The organism is Embleya sp. NPDC055664 (genome assembly GCF_053618075.1).
In genome coordinates this window covers 24,098-49,322 of sequence record NZ_JBSHGZ010000038.1, presented here as the reverse complement: position 1 = coordinate 49,322, position 25,225 = coordinate 24,098, and the positions used below count along the sequence as shown (strand labels likewise).

The following is a 25,225-nucleotide window of genomic DNA, read 5'->3' as shown; positions in this document are numbered from 1 at the left end:
GCCGGGGCCCCTCCGCTTCGTCGTCGGACGTGTCGCGCGCAGCAGGGCTCCCGGCCAGAGGATCGCCGAACGCGACGTCATGCGCGTCCCCCGGCGACCGCGACCCCAGGAAGACCATCGGCATGCGGCGTCTCGACGAAGCACGCCCACGACCGGCAGAAAGGGATGCAGATGGACCACCTCGTCGCGCACCTCGCGCACGTCGAAATCCTCACACCCAGGCTCGAGGAGAGCGTCGTGTTCTTCCATGACCTCCTCGGCATGGAGGTTGTCCTCGAACACGGCGATTCGGTCTTCCTCAGGACGTGGGGCAACTACCTCCCCTACGACCTGATCCTCACGCGGAGCCCGACGACGGGCCTCGGCCACATCGGATGGCGGGCCAGGAGCGCCGAAGCCCTCGATCTCGCGGCACGGCGCCTCGGCGCGGACAACGCGGGCCTGGGCTGGCAGGAACCGGCCCCCCGGCAGGGAAGGGCGTATCTCTTCGTCGGTCCCAACGGGCAGAAGCAGAAGCTCTTCTGGGAGACCGAGCGCTACCGGGCGCCTCGGCACCTGGCCTCGCCGCTGCCCACCCGCCCGCAGCGCAACCCCGCCCGCGGAATCGCGGCCCGCCATCTCGACCACGTGAACTTCCCCTCCGCGGACGTGCTCGGGGACGCGCGGTGGTACGAGAGGAACCTCGGCGTCTTCCTCACCGAATGGACGGAGGTGCCCGACGGAGGGCCGGCCATCTTCGCGACCCTGTCCACCGGTTCGGCGTTTCAACTGGCCTTTCTGCGCGACGACTCCGGGTATCGGGGCCGGTTCCACCACTTCGCCCTGCAGGTCGACGAGCGCGCCGACGTCTTCCGTGCCGCCGAGATCTTCCGCGAATCCGGAACCTCGATCGAATGGGGCCCGGGACGCCATGGGCACGGGGAGTCCGTCTCGGTCTACGTGCGCGAACCCGGAGGAATGCGTCTGGAGGTCGTCTCCCCCGGCCTCCAGCGCATCGCCCCGGACCACGAGCCGGTCATGTGGACCCCGGCCCAGGGATCCTCCGACTTCCACCTCAGCAACCCGTTGCCGGAGGCGTTCCTCGAAGTCCTGCCGGCCGTCTCGACCACCGACCAACCAGCGTCCGCCATCGACGTGGCCGGACTCGGAAACCCCTGGGGCAACCCGTGAGATTCGCCAACGTCAACGGCCGCTCGACCCTCGTCACGGGCAGAGCCGGCGGCATCGACCTGGCCCGTGCCGCCGGGGACGAGAGCCTCGCCGACCCGCGCACCGCGCTGTCCCGGTGGGAGGAGGTCACCGCGCAAACGGCCGGGCTCGATCGCGGCTCGCCTCCCCCCGGGACGGCCGTCACCTGGAGCGAGAACGACCTCCTGTGTCCCTCGCCGGCACCCGGACAGATCATGTGCATCGGCCTCAACTACGTGAGCCACGCGGTCGAGTCCGGCCTCGCCATTCCCGAGCACCCGTTCGTGTTCGCGAAGTTCACGTCGTGCCTCGCGGGCCCGTTCGGACCGGTCACGATCGCCGACGACACGGTCGACTGGGAGGCCGAGGTGGTCGTGGTGATCGGACGGAGCGCCCACCGGGTCCCCGAGTCCGAGGCGTGGGGCCACGTGGCCGGCATCACCGCCGGTCAGGACATCTCCGACCGGTCGGTGCAAAACCGGCTGGGCGTGAACAGCCAACCCACCCTGGGCAAGTCCCGCCCCGGCTACGGACCGGTCGGGCCGTTCATCGTCACACCGGACGAGTTCGACGATCGGGACGACATCGGCATCACCTGTACTGTCAACGGCGAGACCGTCCAGAGCGGATCCACCAAGGACCTCATCTTCGGCATCCCGAAGGTGATCGCCTACCTCTCCGACATCGTCGTGCTGCGGCCCGGCGACCTGATCTTCACCGGAACCCCCTCGGGGGTCGGCATCGGCCGCACACCTCCGCGTTTCCTGCGCGACGGAGACGTCCTCGAAACCACCGTCGACGGGGTGGGGACCATGCGCCACGAGGCGCGTACCCGGCCGCTCGCTCCGGCCGGAATCGGGGCGGCCACCCGGTCGGGGACCAAGCAATGAGCGCGGCGTCGATCGACCTGGACGTCTGCATCGTCGGATACGGCCCGGTGGGCCAGACGCTGGCGGCCCTGCTCGGGCGGAAGGGCTGGAAGGTCGGCGTGTACGAGCGCTGGGAACTGCCGTATCCGCTTCCCAGGGCCGGGCACGTCGACGACGAGATCGTACGCATCCTCCAGTCGATCGGGGTCGCCGACCGGTTCGAGGTGCGGGCCGTCCCGGCGAGCGAGTACGACTGGATCGACGGCAACGGAGATCTCCTCTTCCGGATCGACTGGGGTAGGCCCACCACGTCGTCCTGGAGATCCGACTACATCTTCTACCAGCCCGATCTCGAGGCCTTGCTCTCGCAGGCGGCCGAGGCCCATGAGAACGTCTCCGTCCACCGCGGCTGGGAAGCGGTCGGCCTCGAACAGCACGAGGACCGGGTGGAGATGACCTTCCGCGGCGGGACACAGGACGGACAGGAGTGGAAGCCGAACGGCGCCACCACGACAGTGCGCGCCCGCTACGTCATCGGAGCCGACGGAGCCAACTCGTTCGTCCGCAAGGCGGCCGGCATCACCTGGGACGACTTCGGATTCTCCGAGACGCTCTCCATCGTGGACGTCAGACTCCACGAACCGGATCGGAGGATCGCGATGCCCGCCTCCGGTCAGATGTGCGACCCCGAGCGTCCCGTGACCCTCTTCCGCTGGCTGGCCCGCGAGCACGCCCGGTGGGAGTTCATGCTGATGCCGGGGGAAGACCCCGCCGAACTCGTCAGCGAGGCCGGCTGCTGGAACAAGCTCGAACGCTGGGGCGTGACCCCCGAGAACGCGACGCTGATCCGACGGACCCTCTACACCTTCCACTCCCTTGTCGCCCACGACTTCGTCGGCGGGCGCGCGATCCTGGCCGGCGACGCCGCGCACCTCATGCCACCGTTCCTGGGACAGGGAATGTGCTCGGGAATCCGCGACGCCGCCAACCTCGCCTGGAAACTGGACCTGGTCCTGAACGGCACCGCCTCGGACGACATCCTGGAGACCTACACGCGGGAACGAGGCGACCACGTCCGCGAGATCACCCGGATCGCGATCTCGCTCGGCGCCATCCTGTGCGAGACCGACCCGCGGAAGGCGGCCGCGCGGGACGCCGAGATTCGCCGCGACGGACTGCCGCCCATACCCCCGCTGCCGGCCCTGACGACGGGCTTCCTCGGCAACGCCGACGGCGGCTCCGGTGCTCGTGGCCGGCTCGGAGTACAAGGCCTGATCGTCCACGAGGACAAGGTCAAGCGCTTCGACGACGTGGTGGGATCGGGGTGGACGCTTTTCTGCGCCGATCGTTGCCTTGCCGAGGATGCTCGCCGGATCTGTGACGCGGTGTCCGACTTCATCGGGATCAACGTGGTCTACGTCTCCAAGGCCCCCGTGGAGTTCCCGGGCTCCTATGTCGACTTCGACGGTACGTACGACCGGTGGTTCGCCTCCTCGAACGCGCGGGCCATCCTCGTCCGCCCGGACTTCTACACGTACGGACAGGCGAACACCTCGGCAGAAGTCGTCGATCTCCTCTGCGAAATGATCAGTCGCTTGCGGAACCCCCTGGATGCCGCACCCGGTTCGCGCTGACGGCCGGGCAGTTCCAGGAACCGGCGCGTCGAGGCCGTGCGTCAGGAAGACGTGCCGGGCCGCGTCGAGAATCCGCCGCCTGCCGTGAGCCGCGAGCCGCGTCCGCGCGCACGATGTACCGCCTTCCCTTGCCCCACCAAACCGGAGAGCTTCTCTCCGTCTATGCTATCGTTCTGGAAGCGGAGAAAAACTCTCCGCTCAAGAAACCCATCTCGTCGAAAGGAGCACGCCGTGAACGGCGCGCTGACCGTCCGGACCGTTATCGACGGCACGGAGTACACGCAGGACGACATCCGCCGGTGGGAACTGGACCGTGCCCGAAACGCGCTCGCCCTGCTCAAGAACCGGATCGGCGACGCGGCGATGCGGGAACTGCTCACCGAGGACCTCCGGGCGGCGGACGAGATCATGGCCCCGCTGCCGGACGCCTCGGGCGGCGCGTGGCGGTCCGCCGTGACCGAGATGGAGATCGGCGGGATCACCACCGAGCAGTTCCTGACCTGGTGGCAGGGCCGGCTCGCGAGCGCCGACCGGACGGCTTTGCTCGCGGCCAATCCCGAGCACTACCTCGCCAACTCCGCCGACGGGGTGGTCGAGATCATCGAGACCATCGGCTCCGGACCGCTGCGCTTCTTCCTCACCTTCCACGACGGCGTCGAGATCGAGGACGAGGGCCACGAAACCTACCCCGTGCGGATCGGCGGCACCGGACGGCTCACGGACGGCACCGAGATCTGCCGCGTCATGCACGAGTTCGGCGACGGTCCGCGCGGCCTGCGCATCCGCCTGACGATCCAGTTCCCCGCCGGCGCCCCCGAGCACGTCTTCACCGGCCACCAGTGGCACTTCGCCTGCGAATTCCTCAACTGGCTGGAGGCCGCGCACACGACTCGCTGACGACGACCGAACGGCGGTGGGGAACCCCTCGCGCTGCCGGGTCCCGGGAAGGCTGGGGGGACACCGCGCAACCACTACCCGTCGACGGCAGCGGGGGCATCGGCCACAGTCCGACCGCCACCGCCACCGCCCTGCATCACCTCGGACACCACGCGTCGACCGCCGGCCTGGACGACTACCTGACCCGGGCCGCGCGGGCCGCGGACCACCGCGCGTCGCTGATGCCGACGGTGTGGCCCATCGACGTCTTCGAACGCACCTGGGCCCTGCACGCCCTCGCCTTGGCCGGCCTCCTCGACCACCCCTACCTGGCCGACGCCTGCGCTCGTCAACTCGACACCCTCCAGGCGGTCTCGACCCCCCGCCGGCATCGGGATGAGCGAATACTTCACCGTCGACGGGGACATCACCGCCACCGCGACCGCCGTCCTGGCCCTCGCCGGCCGCCCCACCGACACCACCGCCGTCGACCGCTTCCGACACGACGACCACTACCGCACCTACCCGGACGAACTCCAGCCCTCGCTCACCACCACCGCCCACGCCCTCCACGCCCACGCGCTGCACGCCCCAACCATCCACCGGCCGGCCGGCCGGACCGAACCTGCTCTCCGGTTCCTCCGCGACCGGCAAGGCACGGACGGCCGTTGGAGCGGCGACAAGTGGCACACCTCCTGGATCTACACCACCGCCCAGATCGTCACCGCCCTGCCCACCGACCCCACCACCCCACACGCGATCCGCGCCCTCCTCGACGCCCAACACCCCGACGGCGGTTGGGGCACCCACCACCACGCCACCGCCGGCGAGACCGGATACGCCGCCCTCGCACTCCACACGATCGACAACCCATCCCTCGCATCCGCCAACGCTCTGGAACGGGCGGGGAAGTGGCTCACCCGATGGCAGGAGACCGGCGGCGCTTGCGACTGCCTGCTGTGGACCGGCAAAGAGCCCTACTGCCCCCGACGCGTCGACGAAGCCGTCGCCCTCACAGCCCTCTACACCACCACACAGCACACCCGCAGCCAGGACACGAACACCACCCACCGGTGACGCCCCCGACCGAACGGCAGCGCGGTTGGCCTCCGCGTCCAGGACCTCGTGGGTCACCTCGGTGCCTCGGCAACCAGCCGGCGCGGGAGCCCGGGCCCCGCCGTGGGGTTTGGAAGCGCATCAACGCTTCGGGGCGACAACGCCGACGGCACCCGTGGCCCGGCGATCGCGAAGGCCGACCGTGTGTGCGAGGCATGGCAGTCGTCACCAACGGCGGGGGCCGAGCCGCGACTTCGCAGTCACCGGACCGGCGCGTTGCTCGTCACCATCGCCGGACAACGCAGAGGCCGGTACGGGCTCTACTCGACGTAGAGGAACTCCGGTCCGTAGGTCTTCCCGCCGCCGTCCGGAAGCGGCTTGACCATCAGGGAGCGGGCGAGGGGCCCCATGGTGAACATGTGGCCGACCGCGATACCCACTTCGCTCTTGCCCGCGTTGGGATCGTCCGCCCGCCACGCGCGCTCCAGCGCCCGCAGCATCGAGCTGAACTCGGTGTTGAACGCGTCGAGAGTCTCCCGGATCTCGGGGGTGGGAGCGTACGTCGGGTCGTTGGCCCAGCCGCCCTCGGGGACCCTGCCCATGGGGTACGCCGGGGGCAGGGGAATGTCGTCACCCTTGAAATCCCAGACATCCGGGGATTCCGAGACCTTGATCAGCTTCCGGCCGTGGAAGAGTTCGCGAAACACGTAGAAGTGCGCGAGTTCTCCCGGCTTCCCGGGGAAGGGGTTCTCGGGCGAGGCGGAGGTTCCCTCGCCCTGCTCCTTGATGACCTCGATGGCGGCGCGGACCTTCTCGATGGTGTCGAGCGGGACGATGTTGTTGCCCTGCCCGTGGTGGGCCAGCGAGTACTCGATCTGTCGGGCGCCGGTGATCAGGTGGCTGTGCGCCTCGAACGCTTCCTCGATCGCGGTGTAGAAGGCCCCGATCGTGGTGAACGTCTCGAATTGCGCGATGGGGTCGTCCGGGCGCTCGATCTCGGAGAACATCTCGACGGAAGCCTTGTTCAAGCCCTCCAGGAAGACGATCAACTCGGGGCGCACACCACCCGGCAACGGTTGCTCGTACTTCGGCACCACGCCCGCGTCGGCGATGACCGGATTCCCGCCGATGGTGGTGAGCATGTTGCACACCAACCCCATGTGGGTCATCTCGTCGAACATGACCGCCCGGATGGCGTCGTAGACGGGCCCCTGGTTCTTCTCGATCGACCACAGGCCACTCGCGTAGGGGCCGAGGGTCGCGACCTCGACCATGATCGCCTGCTGTAGGGCGTTCCTGAGCCACTCCGCGTCGCGCTCCGTGGGGCGAACCCCCATCAGTTCGACGATGGCGTTGCTCTGGTACTCGAGAGTTTGGGTCACACCGCAACCTTTCCGATCCGTGCATGAAGACGTGCCGGCCATGAGCCGCCACCGACGGATTCCACCGTCACGATTGGATCCGCGCACGGCGCATCGGTCGAGGACGCACCCCACCCAACGACCATCCGACACAAAGGAAACGGCCGGCCGTACCAACATCCGATCGAGGCCCTCCTGGGACCGGAGTGGAACCAGCCGCAACAGTGCCCGGACCACCCGCTCGGCTGATGGTCGAGCCTGGCGGATGGCCCGTTCCGGGCTGGTTCCGGCGTGGTGCGCAGGCAAGCCGAGGGGGTCAGGTCGCGGCGAGGGCTTCGGTCGGGGGCAGCCGGGAGGCGCGTATGGCCGGGTAGAGGCCGGCGATGGCGCCGATGAGGAGGGTGGCGCCGAGACCGCCGATGGTGGCCCAGGCGGGGATGACCGCATCCCACTGACGGGTGCCGGCGTACACCGTGGTCACGGCCGTGCCGAGGGTGACTCCGGCGAGTCCGCCGAGGGCGGACAACATGAGGGATTCGACGAGGAACTGGGCGCGGATCTGGCCGCGGGTGGCGCCGAGGGAGCGGCGCAGGCCGATCTCGCCGCGGCGTTCCAGGACGGTGATGACCATGGTGTTCGCGACGCCGACGCCGCCGACGAGCAGGGCGACGGCGCCGAGGCCGAGCAGCAGGCCGGTGAAGGCTTCGTCGGTGGCCTGCCGGGCGGCGAGCGCGTCGGAAGGGCGCGACACCTTGACCTCGTTGGGGTTGCGCGGATTGGCGGTTCGGGCGAGCACGTCGCGGACGGCGGCCACCGCGGAATCGGCGGTACGTGTGTAGACGGTGGTGGGGTGGCCGTCGAAGCCGAGGTACCCGGCTGCGGCGGGCCGTCCGACGAGGGCGGCGGAGTCGAGTTCCGGGGCGAGCGGCACCGGGTCGAGGATGCCGACCACGGTGAACCAACGTCCGCCGAGGTATACGCGCATGTCGGGCCCGGCGCGGCCGATCCCGAGCCGGTCGGCGGCGGTGGCGCCGAGGACGGCGGCGGGGTAGCGCTCGGTGGCCGCGTTGAGCCACGTACCGCCGGCCATCCGGGCGCCGACCGTCTCGGGCAGCTTCAGGTCCGCGGCCTGCACGGACAGCCCGCCGCTTTCCGCCGCCGGGATGCGGTCGTTGCGGTACACCTTGGCGGTCTTGACGACGCCGGTGACGGCGACCTGTCGGACCGGGCCGATGCGGGAGATCATCGCCGGCGCATCGAGCGGCAGCGATGCCGCGCCGCCGCTCAGCGCGCTGCCGGGCGCCACGGTGAGCAGGTTGGTGCCGAGTGCGGCGAGCCGGGCGTCGAGATCGGCGCGGCTGGACGTGGAGATCCCCGCGACCGCGGTCATCGCGGTGATGCCGATGGCGATGCCGAGCGCGGACAGGAAGACCCGCATCGGCCGGGTGCGCAGCCCGACGGCGCCGACGGCGGCGACGTCGCGGGGGCGGAGGCGGTTGGGCTGGTAGGCGGTCGTCATGTCTCAGGCCTCCCTGCCTGTGGAGGCGAGCGCCCCTGGGTGGGTTCGGCTGTCGGGCGCGGCGATCCGGCCGTCGCGCATCGTCACTTGGCGGGGCAACGCGGCGGCGATGTCGCGGTCGTGGGTGATGACGAGGACGGTGGTTCCGGCGGCGTGGAGTTCCCGGAGAAGATCCATCACGCCCTGGCCGGAGGCCGTGTCGAGGTTGCCGGTGGGTTCGTCGGCGAGCAGTAGCACGGGGTCGCCGGCGACGGCACGGGCGATGGCGACGCGTTGGCGTTGTCCGCCGGACAGTTCGTGCGGGAGGTGGTCCATGCGGTCGGCGAGGCCGACGCGTTCGAGGGTTGCCTGGGCGCGACGGCGGCGTTCGCGGGACGGGTGTCCGGCGTAGAGCAGCCCGTCGGCGACGTTTTCGCAGGCGGTGCGGCCGGGGGCGAGGTGGAACTGTTGGAAGACGAAGCCGATGCGGTGTGCGCGGAGCGCGGACAGGCGGCGGTCGGACAAGGAGGCGACGTCGTGGCCGTCGATGCGGACGGTGCCGGCGGTGGGGCGGTCGAGGGTGCCGATGAGGTTGAGCATGGTGGATTTGCCGGATCCGGACGGGCCGACGATGCCGGCGAGTTCGCCGTAGCCGACGGTCAGGTCGATGTCGGCGAGAGCGACGACACCGCCGGCGTATTCCTTGCAGACGCCGACGAGTTCGACGAGGGGTTCGGTCGGCCGGTTCACGAGGGCATCCCCACGACGGTGCCTTCTGCGATGCCCTGGCCGGACACTTCGACGCGACCGCCGGCGAACATGCCCGTCTCGACCGGGACCAGGCGTGTCGCGGTCCCGTCGACGACCTGGACGCCGTAGCCGCCTTCGGCGAGCGCGAGGAGCGCGGCCACCGGCACGGTCAGCACGTTCTCGTGGCGCGAGGCGGTGAAGCCGACGTCGATCGAGGCCTGGTCGAGCCCGGCGACGGCGGTCGCGTCGTCCGGTGTGACGGTCGCCTTGAGCTTGGTGGTCGGGGTCGCCGGGGTTGCGCCGCTGTCCTTGCCCGGGTCGACGACGGTGGCGGTGGCGGTGATCCTGCCCGGGACGGTCCTGCCGTCGGGCAGCTTCAGGGTGACCGCGGTGCCGGTCTTGGCGAGGCTCGCGTACGCCATTTCCAGGTCGACGCCGACCACGCGGCGCGTGCCGGTGTACGTGAGCAGGGCCTGCCCTGGCTGGACGGCGTCGCCGAGGGCCGCTTTGTCGGTCTCCACGCGGAGTTCGCCGGGCGCGAAGTGCACGCGGCCGAGTTCGACGGTGCCGGTCTGCGTCATCCCGTTCGCCTTCTGCCACTTCCTGACGGCGGCGGCCGTGGTTTCGGTGTACTTCTTGTCGACGGTGAATCCGCCGTAGCCGAGCGCGGCGAGGTTCTCCTCGAACTGCTGCACGTCGGGGCCCTCGATGCCGACGGCGAGGTCGCGGTACGCGGGAAGCGTGCCGTACAGCAGCACGACGGGTGTGTTGTCGACCTTGTAGAGCGGCTTCCCGCGCACCACCGTCGAGCCGGGTGCGGACACCGAGGTGAGCGTGCCGGTGACTTTGCCGCCGTTGAGGGTCGCGGTGTCGCCGTAGTCGAGCTTTCCGGATTTGGTCGTGGTGTCGACGAGAGTCTGCCGGGTGACGGTGCCGGTGGCGGGCGGAAGGCTGCCGCGGGACGGTTTCGAGTCGTCGTCCTTCGGGGGCAGGCCGATGCCGGTGCCGGCCGCGGCGGCGGCGCCCGCGGCGAGAACTGCGGTCACCGCGACGGCGATGCGGCCGGTGGGGTGCTTGCGGCGGGGCGTCATGCGTGGCTGCCCCCGTCGCCGGCGTTGCGGGTGGCCTTGCCTGCTCCGCCGCCGGGCGGCTGCGGCATGTACTGCGTGCAAGCCTCGTCGGCGACTTTGAACTTCGGGTCGTCGGGGCCGAGGCCGAGCTGGTCGTTGTTGATCTGCAGGCCGCCGTTGGGCGCGGGGTCGGGGAACTGCGGAAGGCCGTGCTCGCGCATGCACTTGGCGTACCGGCGGAGCTTCTCGGTGATCGCCGGGTCGACCTTCTGGTTCTCGCCGCCGTTGGGCATGAGGTCCTTGCACTTGCTCTGTGCGGCGTCGACGGCTTTCGGATCGGTGCCCTGCGGCAGGTCGAGCGAGACTCCGCCTTCGCCGTTGAACTGCGGGTCGGGGAAGGCGGGCACGCCGTTGTGGCGCATGCACTGGGCGTACTTGAGCATCGCGTCCTTCTCGTCGGCGGGCTTGGGCGTCTTGCTGCCCGCCGACTGCGTGGCGGTGGGGGTGCCGGCGGAGGCGACCTGGTCTTCGTCGCCTCCGCCGCCCCCGCCACACGCGGCGACGAGGGGGAAGAGCAGGGCGAGGAGGAGGCCGGTTTTCCCGCGTGTGCTCGTCATCATCGATCCTTCGGTCGTCCGGCCGCCCGGTCGGCGGCGTCGGACGCCATTCGAGCCGGACCCGCGTCGCAGGGCCGTCACCGTTTGCGTTGACGCGGATGTGACACGCCGCTCGCCATGATGGACGGATGCGCATCCTGGTGGTGGAAGACGAACCGCTGTTCGCGGACGCGGTCGCGGAGTGGCTGCGCGGCGACGCGCACGCGGTGGACGTCGTCCACGACGGCGGCACGGCCCTGGAGAACCTGGCGGTGCACGACTACGACGTGGTCGTCCTCGACCGCGACCTACCAGTCGTGCACGGCGACGACGTCTGCCGCTCGATCGCCGCCGGCTCCGCCACCGCCCGCGTCCTGATGCTCACCGCGGCCGGCACCCTCGACGACCGGGTCGCCGGCCTCGGCCTGGGTGCGGACGACTACCTCGCCAAGCCCTTCGCGTTCCGCGAACTCGGCGCCCGCGTCGTCGCGCTCGGCCGCCGAGCCCGGCCGGCCGCTCCCCCGGTCCTGGCACGCGCCGGGATCCGGCTCGACCTGCACCGCCGCGAGGTCTACCGCGACGGCCGGTACGTCCCGCTGTCCCGCAAGGAATTCGCCGTCCTCGCCGAACTCCTGCGCGCCGACGGGGCCGCGGTCTCGGCCGAACTGCTCCTGGAGAAGGCATGGGACGAACACACCGACCCGTTCACCAACGTGGTGCGCATGACGATCCTGAAGCTGCGCCGGAAGCTCGGGGAACCGCAGGTGGTGGAAACGGAACCGGGCGTCGGGTACCGGATCCGGTGATCCGCCGGTTCACGGCCCGGCTCACTCCCGGGTGGGCGCGGCCGTCGCGGTGGGCGATCCGGGCGCGGCTGACGCTCGTCTACGGAGTGCTGTTCTTCGTGGCGGGAGTCGTCGTGCTCGGCGTGACGTATCTGCTGGTGTCGCAGCAGTTGCCGACGGATTCGCAGGTGACGATGAGCGGGCCCCAGGCGCCGGGTGAGGCGGGCGGGCCCGTGTCGGACCCGGCGGCACCTCAGCGGCAGTTCACCCACGCATCGAACGGCAGCACCCGCAGCGACGCGCTCAGCGCGCTGCTGACCCAGGGGGGCATCGCCGTCGCCGCGGTCGGACTGGCCGCGACGCTGCTGGCGTGGCTGGTCGCCGGGCGCATGCTCCAGCCGTTGCAGCGGATGACCGACACCGCGCGCCGCATCGCAGAAGCCCCGGCGGCCGACCGCAACCTGCACGAACGCATCGCGCTGGCCGGTCCGGAGGACGAACTCAAGCGCCTCGCCGACACGTTCGACCTGATGCTGGAACGGCTCGACCATTCGTTCGACGGGCAGCGGCGGTTCATCGCCAACGCGTCCCACGAACTGCGGACGCCGCTCGCGCTGAACCAGGCGCTGCTGGAGGTCGCGATCTACCGGCGGGAGGCGTCCGACGACGTGCGGAACCTGGGCGAGACCCTGCTCGAGATCAACAGCCGGCACGAGCGGCTCATCGACGGGCTGCTGCTCCTCGCCCGCTCGGAACACGACGTGGTGGAACGGTCGTTCGTCGACTTGGCGGACATCGTCGAGCACGTGGCCTCGCAGGTGTCGTCCGAAGGCTCCGTCAAGGTCGAAGCCGCCGCCGAGGAGGCCGCGACGACGGGGAACCCCGTGCTCCTGGAACGACTCGTGCAGAACCTCGTGGAGAACGGGATCCGGTACAACGTGTCCGACGGCTGGGTGCGGCTGAGCAGCCACACCGCGTCCGACGGATGGGCGGTGGTCGAGGTCGCGAACACCGGCCCGGTCGTGCCGCGCTACGAAGTCCCGTCCCTGTTCGAACCGTTCCGCCGCCTCGGCGACGAGCGCCCGGCGCGCCGGACGAAGGGCGCCGGTCTCGGCCTCTCCATCGTCCGCGCGGTCGCGCGCGCCCACGGCGGCGAGGTCACCGCGGAGCCACGCGACGGCGGCGGACTCGTGGTCCGACTACGCCTCCCCGGCACATGACCTCCGGGGTTGGTCGAGGCGATGTGCATCATGGCACCCCGGACCATGATGCGGAACTCCGCAGCCCGCTTCGCGGCAGGGCAAACCCCGGACAACGGGCCGGGGTGTGCGCCAGAATTTCCCACGGCTCGGCCCCGGGACAACCGTCTCGGGAACTGACGTTGGGTGGGGGACACTCATGTACATACCTTGGCCAAGGCCGCACAGGGCAACCATTTTGACAATCCTCGCGTTACTGTTCGCGTTAACCATCGCCGCACCGGGGGCATCCCGGGCGGCCGCGAACGACCCGGCCCCGCCGGCCGGCTGCCCATGCACGCTGTGGGCGTCGACCGAACAGCCCTCCTCCGGTCCCGATCCGGACACCTCCGCCACCGAACTCGGCGTCAAGTTCCAGGCGGACCAGGCCGGTTACATCACCGGCGTACGTTTCTGGAAGGACGCCACCAACACCGGCACGCACACCGGGACCCTGTGGTCGGCGGCCGGCGATCGGCTGGCCACCGCCACGTTCACCGACGAGTCCGAATCGGGCTGGCAACAGGTCAACTTCGCCCAGCCCGTCGCGGTCACCGCCGGCACCACCTACGTGGCGTCCTACCAGGCACCCAACGGCAGGTACAACGCCGACCAGGGCGGCCTGACCACAGCGCACGTGCGCGGGCCGCTCACCGCACCCGCGAGCGAGGCCGCCGGCGGCAACGGCGTGTACCTCTACGGCGCCGGATTCCCGAACTCGACCTGGAACGACTCCAATTACTGGGTCGACCCGGTGTTCAACACCACCGACGTCCCCGGCCCCGCGCCGGCGGTCATCGAGATCTCCCCGACACAAGGGGAGGTCTCCGTCCCGGTCGACACCAACATCACCGCCACCTTCGACCGGGAGGTGCAACCCTCCAGCATCCGGTGGGTGGTCTGGCAGGGTGAGAGCGGCGGCCGGCCCGGCAGCACGACCTACAACGCCGCCTCCCGCATCACCACCTTCGATCTCACCTACCATCTGGCGCCCGCCAACACCTACTTCGTCGATCTGGTGGGCGTGAAATCCCTCGACGGCACCCCGATGCCGACGAAGAGGTGGTCCTTCACGACGGCCGACAGCCCGCCACCGGTCTGCAACCCGTCCTGCACCATCTGGCCGGCGACCGCGACTCCGGACGTGCTCGCGGACACCGACGCCACCGGCATCGAAGTCGGCGTCAAATTCGGCGTCAACACGCACGGGTTCGCCACCGGCCTGCGGTTCTACAAGGGCCCGGGCAACATCGGCCCGCACACCGGAACCATCTGGATGGGCGCGGGGTTTCCCATGGCCACCGCCACGTTCACCAACGAGTCCGAATCGGGCTGGCAGCAGGTGACGTTCGACCAACCGGTCCCGATCTACCCCAACGTCACCTACGTGGCCTCGTACTTCGCCCCCGCGGGCCGATACTCCTCCACCGAGGGCGGATTGACGGACGCGGTCGGAGGCGCGATCATCGCCCCCGCGTCCGGCAGCGTCGGCGGCAACGGCGTGTACAAGTCCGGCGCGGCCGGCTATCCGACCAGCTCGCGGAACGGCACCAACTTCTGGGTGGACGTCGTCTTCACCACCAACAGCTAGACCGTTCCTTCATCGCGATCGAATACCCATCGCCTCGCCGGCCGGGCCCGGCCGGCGAGGCGCGTGGACACACGGCGCAGCACGACGGTCCCGCGGAGGGCCGTGTCGAAAGTGACCAACCCGCCGGGGACCAGACGATCAACCGCGCATACACCGGGCTTGGCGCGACCTTCGACTTCTACCTCAAGGCGTACGGTCGGCACTCGATCGACGACTCCGGACTGCCGCTCGACGCCACCGTCCACTACGGCGAGCAGTACGGCAACGCGTTTGGGACGGCCGGCAGATGGTCTTCGGGGACGGCTTCGGGGACTGTCTCCTCGACCTCACCACCCAGATCGACGTCATCGGCCACGAACTCACCCACGGTGTCACCCGGTACACCGCCGACCTGGAGTACTACGGGCAAGCCGGCGCGCTCAACGAGTCGATCTCGGACGTCTTCGGCTCGCTGATCAAGCAGTACTCGCTCGGCCGGAGCGCGAACCAGGCGGACTGGCTCATCGGCGCCGGACTGCTCGGTCCCGCCCTCCAGGGCCGGGCGCTGCGCTCCCTCAAGGCCCCGGGCACGGCCTACGACGATCCCCAACTCGGCCGGGACTCCCAGCCGGCCACCAGGACGGCTATGTGCGGACCAATCGCGACAACGGCGGCGTACACATCAACTCCGGCATCCCCAACCACGCCTTCTACCAGCCGGCCACCTCCCTCGGCGGCTACGCCTGGGAGCGGCCCGGTCGAATCTGGTACGCCGTGCTGACCGGGGGCGAGCTTGCCGCCGACGCCCAATTCGCGGACTTCGCGCGACTGACCGTCGCGAGCGCCCGAAGCCTGTACGGCGACGGCGAGGAGATCCGGGCACTCCTCAAGGCGTGGTCGACCGTCGGAATCCCCACCGACTGGTCAGGGCGGCCGGTGGTTTCGCCCGGGCACGTTCGACGCAGGCGGCCCACAGGTCCTCGCCGTCGTGCCCCCACCGGCCGGGAGTGGGGAGGATCAGCTCGCCGGGGCCCGACCACGCTGAAATGGCGGCGACGGTGGTGTTGTGGTTGCCGAAGTCGAGTTCGAGATTGGGCTCGTCGCCGATCGGCCGTAGGTGGTCGCCGCTGCCCGTGGCGGGGTCGATCGTGGTCTCGAAGTGGTCGTAGTCGTCCGCGAGGACGTAGCCGACCAGCCCGTCGTATGTGCGCGAGGTGCTCGGGGAGTTTGTCGGGGCCGGCGAGGATGTCGGCGGGAGGGCCGGGCAACTCGGGCAAGGCGGCCGTTGGGTCGGGCCCGTCCTCGGGCGACGCACGGCCGGCGAAACTCACTCGGACGAGCGACCCATGGCACGTCGGGGCGCGGGCAGGAACACAGGGGGCGCGGCACCGGGTCCTCGGGGAAGGACGACCCGATGCCGCGCCCCACAACGTCGCCCGCCCCCACACGACCGCCGACGAACCCCCAACGCCGTAGGGACCGTACAGGATGCGGACGTTGCGCCGAACGGGCCGACCGGCGCCCGGGACGGCCGGGTGCCGCGAAGTCGGCCCGTGCCCGAATCCGTCCTCGTCACCGGGCGTCCGGGGGTGTTGTCCCGCGTTATCCCGCGCCACGGCCGTAGCCGCCGGCCGCGACTGCATCGTCGTCACGCGGCGGGCCGCCCGGGCCGATCATTCGCCACCACCCGAACGGCGCAGGGCGCCCATCCGCGGCGGGCGACAGCCCGCTCGAACGGCGACGTCGGCGCGTTGGCGGCCCTGGTCGCCCAGGCACGACTGTGGAACGACCCACAGCCGCCCCCGGATCGGGGATGGACGTTCACCGCAGCCTTCGCCGACGCGATCGGCAACCGTCCGGGACGCCCCACCTCCCGCCTTCGCACACTCCGGACGAAACGACGCCGAACCCGCGACGCGGACCGCTCGTTGGACAGCGCGTGAGCGGCTCACACGCACAACCCGAACCCTCGCCCGCCCAAGACCGCCAGGACACCCCGGTGTTCGACGCCCTGTCGAACGAATGGATCGCGGCCGGACGCGAACTGCCCTGGGAAACCCCCGCCACACCGGCGAACACCGGCCCCGGACCCCACACCCGCCCACCCGAAACCGGCGGACCCACCCCCGTCCCCGGCCCCCGCACCGGAAGCCCGTGAACACCCGCCCTACATTCCCCAACCGGCGCGAACGGCCCACCACCCCACCCCCCGGGGAGGCGGCACCGGCATGACGACCGGGCACCAGGCCCGCATGTTGATCGGACAGAGGCGTATCGAGGATGCGATCGCAATGCACCGGCTGCCGGAACTCCCCGTTCTGTGGCCGGCGGACGATGTTCGAGACCTGGCGCATCGTCGTACCGACGAACCTGCCCAGGCCCCGGTGTACGACGCCCACACATCGACGACCACCCCGGAAAACCGCGTCGTCGACCCCGAGCGCGAACCGTCCCGTGCGGGTCGCCCCGTGGGAGGTCGGGCGGTGCGGGACGCGCTCGACGCCGTCGCCGTCAGGAATCGGGTGAACGATGCGTCGGGAGATCGTCGGCCGCGGGACTTCTCGGTAGCGCCAGGGTGTGGAGCGCGTGATCGCAGGCGGCCGTCTCGTCGGGGAAATCGGCGACCACGTGCCATCTGCCGCGTTCGAAGACGCCGGTTTGCCAGGTCTCGGCGGCTCGGCGCAGGAATACGAACTCGGGTGGGAGCGGTACGGGTTCGTGTGCGTCCTGGATCCATATCTCGCCCTGCGCCACGCCGCCGCGGCGCAGGGCGAGAAAAAGCTCGTACCGATCCATCGCTCAGTGTGTCGGGGAAAAAACGGCGGGGAGGGACGCGGATCCGGCGCGGCCTTCGTCCTCGTCGGGCTTGAGGTAGTCGTGCTCCAAGAGCCACTTGACGTTGAGCCGTTGGCCCTCGCCCGGGTTCACGAGCGCCGGGTCCAGGAGGATCTGTCGTCCGCCACCGGGCTGTTCGAACCATGGGGCGATGTGTCCCTGCCAGACCTTGAACGGCCGGGTGACCTGGTAGCGGTGGTAGCCGCAGGGAAAGACGGGATCGCGTGTCATCAGGTTCTGCGGCGGCAGGGCTCGCTTGGCATACCGGTCCCCGGCAGGGGCGAGGAAGCTGCCGTACTCCGATCCGAAGCGATCCAGGTCCTGTCCGGCCCGCAGGGTCGTCTCGTGTTTGTCGAGTTCCCCGTTGATCCGAGCGAAGCCGTCGTCGGGCGGGTACTTCCAGGCGTTCGCCTCGTTGTTCCAGTACTTGTCCAAGAACGCCGTCGAGGTCAGGTTGCCGGTACGTCGGTAGCCGGACAACAGCGGGCCCACGGGCGGCTCCGCGCGGGTGGGCAGATCCTGCGGACCGAGCCGCTCGTCCCCGTCCAGCGGATCCACGCACACGACCCGCGCCGAGCCCGACCCGCCGGCGGCGAACTTCGACTCCACCGGCGCCGCCTGAACGGTTCCGGCACCGGCCAGCACCACAGCGGCCAACGCCGCCCCGCTCGCCGCGGCGACCCATCGCCCTCGTGTGAACATCCGCACGTGTCGCCTCCCGAGATCATCAGCCAGGTACAAGCCACTCATATCGCCTGGGAGGTATTCGATGGTGGTTCACCACTGCGAAGTCACCTGAACGGACCCACGTCGGCATGGGAGTTGCAGGGTGATGGTGGCAAAACGCGGCCGGGATGAGGGGCCGGGCGGCGGCAGGGCAGTGGCCGCATATGGGAGCGGGGTGACCGACCGTGCTTTCGGCGGTCGTCGGGCGGGTATGGGGCCGTGAGACCGGCGAGGCAGTGTCCTCTCCGACGTCCCAATCCGATGGCAGCGATCCCGTCTCGGGGTGCCGGCACTCCGAGACGGGATCGGTTGCGCCGTAGTCCCTCTCGTTTGTTCCGCAGCACTGAAGGGTGTTTCGTCATGGGCCGAGGCTTGATTGTCGTGGATGTGCAGAACGACTTTTGTGAGGGAGGCAGTGTGCCCGTCGCCGGCGGGGAGCGAATCGCAGCCGCGATCGCCGATCTGGTCGAGCAGAGCGCCGGATCCGATTATCACTACGTCGTCGCGACCCGGGACCACCACATCGACCCGGGATCCCACTTCTCCGAGAACCCGGACTTCAAGGACAGCTTCCCCGTCCACTGCGTGGCGGGCAACGAAGGAGGGGAGTTCCACCCCAATTTCGCCCCCGCCGTCACGGGCGGCAAGGTGGATGCCGTCTTCTTCAAGGGTGCCCACAGCGCGTCCAAGAGCGGCTTCGAGGGGGCCGACGAGGAGGGCACGCCCCTGGCCGACTGGCTGCGCTCACGCGGGGTGGAGGACGTCGACATCGTGGGCATCGCCACGGACCACTGTGTACGCGCCACCGCGCTGGACGCCGTCAAGGCCGGCCTCCGGGCCCGGGTACGCCTCGACTACTCGGTCGGGGTAGCCCCGGACACCACGGCCGCGACGCTGGAAGACTTCCGCCGAGCAGGCGTCGCCGTAACCGGCGAGTCGCCGGCCCCCCGATAGCACCCGTCACCAGGCGCTCGCCGGGTGTGGTTCAGACCGGTGGGTCGCGGCGTCGGCCGGGGATGTGTCGTCGGGGTGGGCGGGTGAGGGTGATCTGGCGGACGAGCTGGTGCAGGCAGGCCGTGGTCGCCACCGCGGGCAGGACGGCGACGAGGACGCCTTGGACGGTCATCGGGGCATGCGTGAGGGACAGCGCCATCGACAGGCCCGCGAAGGCTGCGACCACGATCCACGAGTGCAGTGCCCGACGGCGGTGCAGACTCGAGCGCAGGATCGACAACGAGGCCACCACCCACGGCCCCTGGACCAGGACGGGCCACCACCGGGCCGGGCCGGAGGTCGCGCCGACGGTATGCCCCAGCGGCGCGAGGGTGATCAAGGCACCGAGCACACCGATCGCGGCAACCAATACGACGCTGACCACCACCAGGGACCGGCTGATCCGGTCCACCCGCCGTTCGCCGGCGGCCGGCCGAGCGGACGGAGCGGGCCGCCGGCGATGACCGGCCGGATCCCGGACCGGGGCCGGGAGTTCGACGGTGACGGGAGCCTCCTCGACGGGGTTCCCCAGGAGTCGAGCCAGGTCGGCCTCGAACCGCGGGTCCCCCACCACCGCGAAGGACGGGGAGAGCCCGTCGGGCAACACGGCCGCGTTCGGTACCGGCCACTCCACCACGCCGGGCGACGACACGACGCCCGGCGGAACCGGCATGCCGGACGGGGGATACGGGTCGTATCCATAACCTTCATACATGGGCCTGGCTCATTCAAGGGATCGGACGTCGCGCGGCACCGCCACGAACCACGGTGCCGAATACGCATGTCGATGGTCGGCGGACGGTCGGTCGGTCGGTCCCGGTTCACGATCGCGGATCGTCCAGGACGTCGTCGAGACGGCGCGAGTACTCCGCCGCGATCAACACCATCGCCAGGGCGAACTGCTCCATGTCGGCGGAACAATGCCGAAGCGCGACGCGACAGCCCGCACGTTCGATGTACGCGTACGGAGACCGTTTGCGGAATGTCGCCGCACGAGGGGTGAGCACCCAATCCCCCATGGGAAAGGCACGTTGGGCGAGAGCGGGAGGCGCGAAGGCGGAGTCGGAGGCTCTGGGATTCACGCCCGGCTAACGACGCGCCGTCCCCGACGGCGCTGGTCCGAAACGGTGAACCACGCACCGGGGTTCGCGACTTTACCGACCACGTTTCGCACATTTTCGGACACCGGACCCGCAAGGCCCGCACCACCGGAAACTCGAACTCCGTGGCATTACAGGGAAGCGTGACCGTTCATCAGCGAGTCCTTTTACCCACCCCACGGGAAACTCACGGGTTGGTAAAGGTTTCCGAGTAAACGGCAAACGCACGCGAACACTCACCCCTGCGCAGACCCTCCACCGAGCAGCACTCGCCAACGGCGGGACCATCTTCCGCCGCGCAACATATTCGAGCAAAAAACTTGCGCCCGCAGAATTTCCTCCGCGTACACGGTGCCGGCCGTCGCACTCCGGGGGCATGGCGAACCGACCGACGGCTCGCGGGACCATGTGCGAGCGTCGGTGGCGCAGGTGGTGGCGGGCGGCGCCGCCCCGGCCGGAGGCGGCCACACCGGAGCCTCCGGCAACTCCACCCTCCCTGCTGAGCGCATCACACAAGCAGGACCGGGCCGTGCGGTCCGCCGGCGGGAGGTGCGTCAGTTCCTCGGGACGAGGGTCAGCAGCGGGGGAAAGATCGGCGTGGGTTGCGGCCCGGTCGGGACGGTGAGGCCCGGGTCGTGGGTGGAGCGTCCCGGTGTGCCGAGCCCCGGCACTCGCTCGTCTCCCGGACGCAGCGGCTGACACGTCGGGATCGGGCGCTTGTTGTAGTGGTCCGGCTCGAACACCACGACGTACAGCGCGACCGCCACGCTGCCCACGATCATCGTCCCCAGAATCAGCGCGTTGAAGACGGTGTTGGCTCTGCGTTCCTCCCGGGTTCGCCGGGGCAGGAGCAGTCTTCGCCACCGGGGGACGAAGTCGATCCCGGCTTCACCGACCGCGTCCACGCGCTCATCGGCGTCGTGCCCGGCCGCGCCGCGGTGGCGTCCGGGTGCGGGGCCCGCATCGAGGTCGACGCCGACCGAGGCCAGAACGTCGCGAAGGCGGGTTGCCTCCTCGGGGTCGTGGGGCGCCGCCCGTACGAGGTCCAGGTACGGCGGCATCGGCCCGATGGTCTCCACAAGGTCAGGCCGCGTCCACGACGGCACCCAGCGGGCCCGGCGGGCGGCGACGAGAGCCTCGTTGACCAGGGCCGCCAGGTGTGCGGTCAGTTCGTGAGGGTCCGGTGCCGGCCGCCCCGGGGCGGGAGTCCCCTCGGCGGCCAGGGCGGCGGCCATTCGGGCCCCGTGGCCGCGGCCGAGCAGATCCAGAATCGTTCCGATCCCGGGGTTCGGCACGCCGGAGTACTGGGCCGCGACGGCCCGCAACCGATCTGCGGCGTCGCCGGCGAGCAGTGCCGTGATCCGCTGCCGCCACTCGTCGTTGGGCAACAACCGCGCGGTCGCCAAGGGCGGTTCGATCTCGCCCTCGCAGCGAAGGCCGCGGGCGAGGATGTCCCAGTCGCCCAGCAAGGCGACGGCCGGTCGCGCGGGGCCGGCCGTGGCCGGATGGCGCACCCAGTGCGGCGATCCGTCGAGCGAGGGGCGGGTGGGTGTCCCGCCGGGTGCGTGGGGGTTCGGGTGGCGACATCCGCAACCGGTCGACGGTGGCCCGATAGGCGACGTAGTCGAGCATGTCGGCGAACAGGTCGAAGGGTCGTTCGGGGGCGATCCCCTGCTCGTGGCCCGGCGCCACGTAGGCTGCGATCAGCCGATTCCAGGAGTAGGTCAACGCCGCCTGGGTGCGAAGCGCGTCGACGACGACGCCGCGCCCGTCGATCGGGGTGGTATCCGGATCGCCCGCGGATGCGGGTGAGCCGGCCTCCGCAGACACCGCAACGCGTGCGGCGACCGCGTCCGCGTCGAACTCCTGTCGCCGGCCCATGGCCAGGGTGAGCAGGTCGAAGCACTTGGCATAGCCGACGAAGAACTTGCGTACCACCCAGACGAAGAGGACGGTGTACGAGGCGACCCGGGCGGTGAGTTCCAGCCGTCGCACGATCTCGTGCAGCGACTCACGGGATCGGTGGGTGATCGCGAGGAGCCGGGTGTGTCGGCCGGCGTAGTGACCGAGTTCGTGGGCGATCACAGCGCGCAGTTCGTCGTGGGTCAGCCCGAGTACCAGGGGCAGTCCGAGGTACAGGCGGCGGCGTCCGCCGACGAGGCCCAGCAACCACGCCTCCTCGGTGACGCCGGCGTTCACCTCGGCCACCCGGTGGATCTCGGTCGGCGCCGACGTACCGACGGCGTCGGCCAGTTGCCGGGTCGTGTGCCACAACAGCGGTGCCTGTTCGGGCGTGAGTGGTACCGATCCCACGTCGGTGAACGTCGGCCGGCTCACCGCGGCGAGTCCCCAGAAGAGCGCCCCGACCACGGGCACCGTGATCAGCGCGCCGAAGGGGCTCGAGGTGTCCGCCGCGTCCGTGGTCTCGGTCAGCAGGACCTCGAAGACCAACACGGCGTCCCCTACCGCCAGGCCCAGGACCAGCACGTAGACGCCCATCAGGAGTCCGACGGCGACCACCGCCCGGAATGTGGCCACGACGCCGGTCACCGCGGGGCCTGCGAATCCGGGGAACCCTGTTCCGCCGCCACCCGGTTCGCGACGCGGTCGCGTCCCACGCCGTCGTTCTCGTACGAGGCGCGCAGCCATGCCTGGGTTCGGTGCAACCAGACCCGGAGCAGGTCGTACAGCACGTCCCGGCTCTCGTCGGCCGGTTGCGCCACCAGGTCCTCGCCGAGCCGGCGGACCCGGGCGGCGGTCACCGCGGCCAACCACGACGGGTCGGCGTGCCGGTCGGCGTACGACGCGGCGGCGACGGCGAGTTCGGCCAACTCCACCGCCTCGGCGGCCAGGGCGCGCTCCGAGCTTGCGGTCCACAGCAGGTCGATCGCGTCGGCCAGGCACGTACGGGCGACCGCGGTGAGCGGCGCGTGCGCCGCCGTCTCGGGATGCGCCGCACAGGCGGACGCCAGTACCGGCGATTCCTCGGGTGCCGCCGTGCCGAACCTCTCCTCGCCGCCGTCGGGCAAGGACGCGTGCCCCCAGGCGAACGTGCTCGCCGCATCACCCCAGTACGCGTCGAGCACGGTCAGGGCGTCCGTGGGTACACGCAGCGCCGGCGCGAGAAACGATCTCAGCAGCGCGGAACGCTGCGCCGAGGACCGCTCGTACGCCGGTGAGCGCCGCGTGGCCACCCCATGCACGAAAACAACGGGCATGCCGTCCCCTCCCCCTGCGCTCCCCCGAACGCGAGCCGAATCCGCGTACGAATCCCGCCCGACGCGTCGATCGCGCCCGCGCGCCGGATGCCGGATGCCGGCCCGTGCATCCCGAAGGTGTTTCGACCGACTTGCTCCCATCGCCCCCGATCACGTACCTCACGCTGCCGGCGCGGGATCTCGACACCGAACCCGCGTGGCGGAACCGGACCGACACACGAGCAGGCGCGTTCCGTATGCCGCCCGTCCCCACGCAATCGGCCCATGGGACTCCGTTCGGGTGGGTTCCGCGTCGGTCGGGCGTGGCCGACCGGTTCCCCAATGTGGGCAAATCGCCGCGCGCCTAGCATCGGAGTGCATGCCCGGAAGCAGGGAGTCGATGCACATGGAACCGCCCACGGCACCCGTCCGACCTTCGGGGTGCGCCGGCGCGAGGACCCCTTCGTGTACGACGTGGTCACGGTGCGGAGCGATGGCACCGGACGATTTCGTGCCGATCGACCGCAACTGCCACAAGTCCCACCACTACGCGGCGGTGTTGGCCGGATCCCGGGTCGCCTACCTCGACAGCTACTCGATCGACGAGTTCTCCATGTACGGGGCGATCCCACTGGTCGACATCAAGCGCACGCTGCTGACGTACCGACGCGAGGGCAGGCTCGATCGGGTCACTCTGATCTCCCTCACCAACTGCACCTTCGACGGCGTGGTGTACGACGTCGAGCGGGTGATGACCGAGTGCCTCGCGATCAAGCCCGATCTGGCGTTCCTGTGGGACGAGGCGTGGTTCGCCTTCGCCCGCTTCCACCCGGTATACCGGCGGCGGACCGCGATGGCAGCGGCGGCGCGTCTGTCCGAGCGCTTCGGCACGGCCGAGTTCCTGACACTGCGCCTGGCCGACGCCGTGGGTCCGGTGGAAGTCCCCGACAGGCGCACCGATCCGGCCCACGGCGGACCCCTCCCCGCCTGCCGCGGCTACGGGGAAGTCCCGCCTATCGGGCGGGACTTCGGCGATTCGGGTGGGGCGCGCCCCGGCTGGGCGCGGAAGCTCTGCGCCCCGGACCAGGAACCGCACGGGCAACTGCGCCGGGCTCCGGCTGCGCGGGCGCTGCACAAAAGTAACGGGGCAGGTGTCGGGCGGCCGGCCGTCGGGGTTACAGGCTTGCCAGTAGGGCGGTGAGGGGGGTGGGGACTTGGGTGGGGGTGAGGGCCTTGGTCAGGAGGTGGGCGTAGCGGATTTTGCGGCCCTTTTTGGTGCCGAGGAAGCGGCGCATGCGTTGGGGTGGGAGTCGGTTTTGTTGGGCGGGTTGGCGTACGAAGGTCTGCCAGGCCCGGAGGTCGCCCTCGGTGTGGATGATCTCCTCGATCCGTGGCACCCCGAGGGCGCGGACGAGTTCGTCCTCGAGATCGGCGGTACATACGAACAGCCCGGCACGAGAGGCGTGTACTCGGTCGAAGCCGCGATCGTAGAAGGGCTTCTCGGCCTCGTCGCACAGTCCGACCAGGCGCAGGCCCAATCCGGGCGGTCCCAGGAGGGCGGCGTAGCGACCGATGCTCATCGCGCCGCCCATCGCCAGGACGCACACCCCTTCGGAGGCCAGGTCGCGGCCGTGGTCCGCGGCGAGCGTTTCGACGGCCGCGACGTCGCTCGGGCCTTCCAGCAACACCGCCGTCCGCACTTCCAGCTCCTCGGCCAACTCCCCCGCCGACTCGCCCGAGCCGCCTGCGGCCCAACCTGTGACCGCATCCCGAAAGGCACCCATGTCCGCCATGCAGGGATTCTGCCCCGCGCGGGCCGGCGCGGCACGCGGATTTCGTCCCGCGCCCCGCGGCTCGGGGGTTTCGGGTGTGTGTGTACGGCC

Annotated in this window: 24 protein-coding genes and 2 pseudogenes; 12 read left to right on the top strand and 14 right to left on the bottom strand. The window is 70.4% G+C overall.

What is annotated here, in order from left to right; all coding sequences use genetic code 11:
• Window positions 1-171: 171 nt before the first annotated feature.
• The 5 genes from ACWGR4_RS39430 to ACWGR4_RS39410 all read left to right on the top strand — a co-directional run bounded on the left by ACWGR4_RS39430 (window position 172) and on the right by ACWGR4_RS39410 (window position 5,644).
• Window positions 172-1,170 (top strand): VOC family protein, encoded by a 999-nt coding sequence (locus ACWGR4_RS39430; protein ID WP_452128998.1) that lies wholly within the window; start codon window positions 172-174, stop codon window positions 1,168-1,170.
• Complete coding sequence (locus tag ACWGR4_RS39425) at window positions 1,167-2,078, top strand: fumarylacetoacetate hydrolase family protein (protein WP_380004929.1); 912 nt, start codon at window positions 1,167-1,169, stop codon at window positions 2,076-2,078. Before ACWGR4_RS39430 ends, ACWGR4_RS39425 begins: the two co-directional genes overlap by 4 nt.
• Window positions 2,075-3,691: a bifunctional 3-(3-hydroxy-phenyl)propionate/3-hydroxycinnamic acid hydroxylase MhpA gene (gene mhpA / locus ACWGR4_RS39420; RefSeq protein ID WP_452128997.1), complete on the top strand. Its 1,617-nt coding sequence runs from the start codon at window positions 2,075-2,077 to the stop codon at window positions 3,689-3,691. Before ACWGR4_RS39425 ends, mhpA begins: the two co-directional genes overlap by 4 nt.
• A gap of 231 nt (window positions 3,692-3,922) precedes the next feature.
• Window positions 3,923-4,588 carry a hypothetical protein gene (locus tag ACWGR4_RS39415; RefSeq protein ID WP_452128996.1) on the top strand — a complete coding sequence of 222 codons (666 nt, stop codon included), beginning with the start codon at window positions 3,923-3,925 and terminating at the stop codon, window positions 4,586-4,588.
• 375 nt (window positions 4,589-4,963) lie between these two features.
• Window positions 4,964-5,644: a hypothetical protein gene (locus ACWGR4_RS39410; RefSeq protein WP_452128995.1), complete on the top strand. Its 681-nt coding sequence runs from the start codon at window positions 4,964-4,966 to the stop codon at window positions 5,642-5,644.
• 299 nt (window positions 5,645-5,943) lie between these two features.
• On the opposite strand, the gene ACWGR4_RS39405 is transcribed toward ACWGR4_RS39410, so the two are convergent.
• The 5 genes from ACWGR4_RS39405 to ACWGR4_RS39385 all read right to left on the bottom strand — a co-directional run bounded on the left by ACWGR4_RS39405 (window position 5,944) and on the right by ACWGR4_RS39385 (window position 10,919).
• Entirely contained in the window at window positions 5,944-7,005 is a 1,062-nt protein-coding gene (locus ACWGR4_RS39405; protein ID WP_452128994.1) for a ferritin-like domain-containing protein, read from the bottom strand.
• A gap of 295 nt (window positions 7,006-7,300) precedes the next feature.
• Window positions 7,301-8,503 carry an ABC transporter permease gene (locus ACWGR4_RS39400; RefSeq protein WP_452128993.1) on the bottom strand — a complete coding sequence of 401 codons (1,203 nt, stop codon included), beginning with the start codon at window positions 8,501-8,503 and terminating at the stop codon, window positions 7,301-7,303.
• Window positions 8,504-8,506: 3 nt separating this feature from the next.
• Window positions 8,507-9,232 carry an ABC transporter ATP-binding protein gene (locus tag ACWGR4_RS39395; RefSeq protein ID WP_452128992.1) on the bottom strand — a complete coding sequence of 242 codons (726 nt, stop codon included), beginning with the start codon at window positions 9,230-9,232 and terminating at the stop codon, window positions 8,507-8,509.
• Window positions 9,229-10,323, bottom strand: a complete 1,095-nt coding sequence (locus tag ACWGR4_RS39390) for an efflux RND transporter periplasmic adaptor subunit (RefSeq protein ID WP_452128991.1) — start codon at window positions 10,321-10,323, stop codon at window positions 9,229-9,231. Before ACWGR4_RS39390 ends, ACWGR4_RS39395 begins: the two co-directional genes overlap by 4 nt.
• Window positions 10,320-10,919: a hypothetical protein gene (locus ACWGR4_RS39385; RefSeq protein ID WP_452134306.1), complete on the bottom strand. Its 600-nt coding sequence runs from the start codon at window positions 10,917-10,919 to the stop codon at window positions 10,320-10,322. Before ACWGR4_RS39385 ends, ACWGR4_RS39390 begins: the two co-directional genes overlap by 4 nt.
• 128 nt (window positions 10,920-11,047) lie before the next feature.
• Between ACWGR4_RS39385 and ACWGR4_RS39380 the strand changes: the two genes are divergently transcribed.
• The 5 genes and pseudogenes from ACWGR4_RS39380 to ACWGR4_RS39360 all read left to right on the top strand — a co-directional run.
• The gene (locus ACWGR4_RS39380; protein WP_380004957.1) at window positions 11,048-11,704 is read left to right on the top strand and encodes a response regulator transcription factor; all 657 of its coding nucleotides are present in this window, start codon (window positions 11,048-11,050) and stop codon (window positions 11,702-11,704) included.
• On the top strand, window positions 11,701-12,903 hold the full coding sequence (locus ACWGR4_RS39375; RefSeq protein ID WP_452128989.1) for a sensor histidine kinase: 1,203 nt from the start codon (window positions 11,701-11,703) through the stop codon (window positions 12,901-12,903). Before ACWGR4_RS39380 ends, ACWGR4_RS39375 begins: the two co-directional genes overlap by 4 nt.
• Window positions 12,904-13,120: 217 nt before the next feature.
• Window positions 13,121-14,512 carry a DUF4082 domain-containing protein gene (locus tag ACWGR4_RS39370; protein ID WP_380004962.1) on the top strand — a complete coding sequence of 464 codons (1,392 nt, stop codon included), beginning with the start codon at window positions 13,121-13,123 and terminating at the stop codon, window positions 14,510-14,512.
• Window positions 14,479-15,044: pseudogene (locus ACWGR4_RS39365) on the top strand (M4 family metallopeptidase); the annotation flags it as partial. The gene ACWGR4_RS39370 and the pseudogene ACWGR4_RS39365, both read left to right, overlap by 34 nt.
• A 95-nt stretch (window positions 15,045-15,139) precedes the next feature.
• Window positions 15,140-15,343 (top strand): annotated as a pseudogene (locus ACWGR4_RS39360) (M4 family metallopeptidase); the annotation flags it as partial.
• A gap of 34 nt (window positions 15,344-15,377) precedes the next feature.
• Here ACWGR4_RS39360 and ACWGR4_RS39355 read toward each other — a convergent pair.
• The 3 genes from ACWGR4_RS39355 to ACWGR4_RS39345 form a co-directional block, all read right to left on the bottom strand.
• Window positions 15,378-15,806: a hypothetical protein gene (locus ACWGR4_RS39355; protein WP_452129033.1), complete on the bottom strand. Its 429-nt coding sequence runs from the start codon at window positions 15,804-15,806 to the stop codon at window positions 15,378-15,380.
• 1,196 nt (window positions 15,807-17,002) lie between these two features.
• The gene (locus tag ACWGR4_RS39350; protein WP_452128988.1) at window positions 17,003-17,287 is read right to left on the bottom strand and encodes a hypothetical protein; all 285 of its coding nucleotides are present in this window, start codon (window positions 17,285-17,287) and stop codon (window positions 17,003-17,005) included.
• 3 nt (window positions 17,288-17,290) lie between these two features.
• Window positions 17,291-18,028, bottom strand: a complete 738-nt coding sequence (locus ACWGR4_RS39345) for a TNT domain-containing protein (protein WP_452129028.1) — start codon at window positions 18,026-18,028, stop codon at window positions 17,291-17,293.
• 384 nt (window positions 18,029-18,412) lie between these two features.
• Between ACWGR4_RS39345 and ACWGR4_RS39340 the strand changes: the two genes are divergently transcribed.
• The gene (locus tag ACWGR4_RS39340) at window positions 18,413-19,006 is read left to right on the top strand and encodes an isochorismatase family protein (protein WP_452128987.1); all 594 of its coding nucleotides are present in this window, start codon (window positions 18,413-18,415) and stop codon (window positions 19,004-19,006) included.
• Between the two features lie 31 nt (window positions 19,007-19,037).
• Here ACWGR4_RS39340 and ACWGR4_RS39335 read toward each other — a convergent pair whose 3' ends face one another.
• The 5 genes from ACWGR4_RS39335 to ACWGR4_RS39315 form a co-directional block, all read right to left on the bottom strand.
• Complete coding sequence (locus ACWGR4_RS39335) at window positions 19,038-19,760, bottom strand: DUF2637 domain-containing protein (RefSeq protein ID WP_452128986.1); 723 nt, start codon at window positions 19,758-19,760, stop codon at window positions 19,038-19,040.
• 106 nt (window positions 19,761-19,866) lie between these two features.
• A complete protein-coding gene (locus ACWGR4_RS39330; RefSeq protein WP_380004974.1) occupies window positions 19,867-20,064 on the bottom strand; it encodes a hypothetical protein in 198 nt (65 codons plus the stop codon).
• A 635-nt stretch (window positions 20,065-20,699) separates the two neighbouring features.
• A complete protein-coding gene (locus tag ACWGR4_RS39325) occupies window positions 20,700-21,206 on the bottom strand; it encodes a hypothetical protein (RefSeq protein ID WP_452128985.1) in 507 nt (168 codons plus the stop codon).
• A gap of 22 nt (window positions 21,207-21,228) precedes the next feature.
• Window positions 21,229-22,683: a M48 family metalloprotease gene (locus ACWGR4_RS39320; protein WP_452128984.1), complete on the bottom strand. Its 1,455-nt coding sequence runs from the start codon at window positions 22,681-22,683 to the stop codon at window positions 21,229-21,231.
• An 8-nt stretch (window positions 22,684-22,691) separates the two neighbouring features.
• Window positions 22,692-23,363: a hypothetical protein gene (locus tag ACWGR4_RS39315; RefSeq protein ID WP_452128983.1), complete on the bottom strand. Its 672-nt coding sequence runs from the start codon at window positions 23,361-23,363 to the stop codon at window positions 22,692-22,694.
• Window positions 23,364-23,835: 472 nt separating this feature from the next.
• Here ACWGR4_RS39315 and ACWGR4_RS39310 point away from each other — a divergent pair, with 472 nt between their 5' ends.
• On the top strand, window positions 23,836-24,543 hold the full coding sequence (locus ACWGR4_RS39310) for a hypothetical protein (protein WP_452128982.1): 708 nt from the start codon (window positions 23,836-23,838) through the stop codon (window positions 24,541-24,543).
• Here ACWGR4_RS39310 and ACWGR4_RS39305 read toward each other — a convergent pair.
• Window positions 24,518-25,135 carry a TOPRIM nucleotidyl transferase/hydrolase domain-containing protein gene (locus ACWGR4_RS39305; RefSeq protein WP_380004984.1) on the bottom strand — a complete coding sequence of 206 codons (618 nt, stop codon included), beginning with the start codon at window positions 25,133-25,135 and terminating at the stop codon, window positions 24,518-24,520. The genes ACWGR4_RS39310 and ACWGR4_RS39305 overlap by 26 nt on opposite strands.
• Window positions 25,136-25,225: the final 90 nt, after the last annotated feature.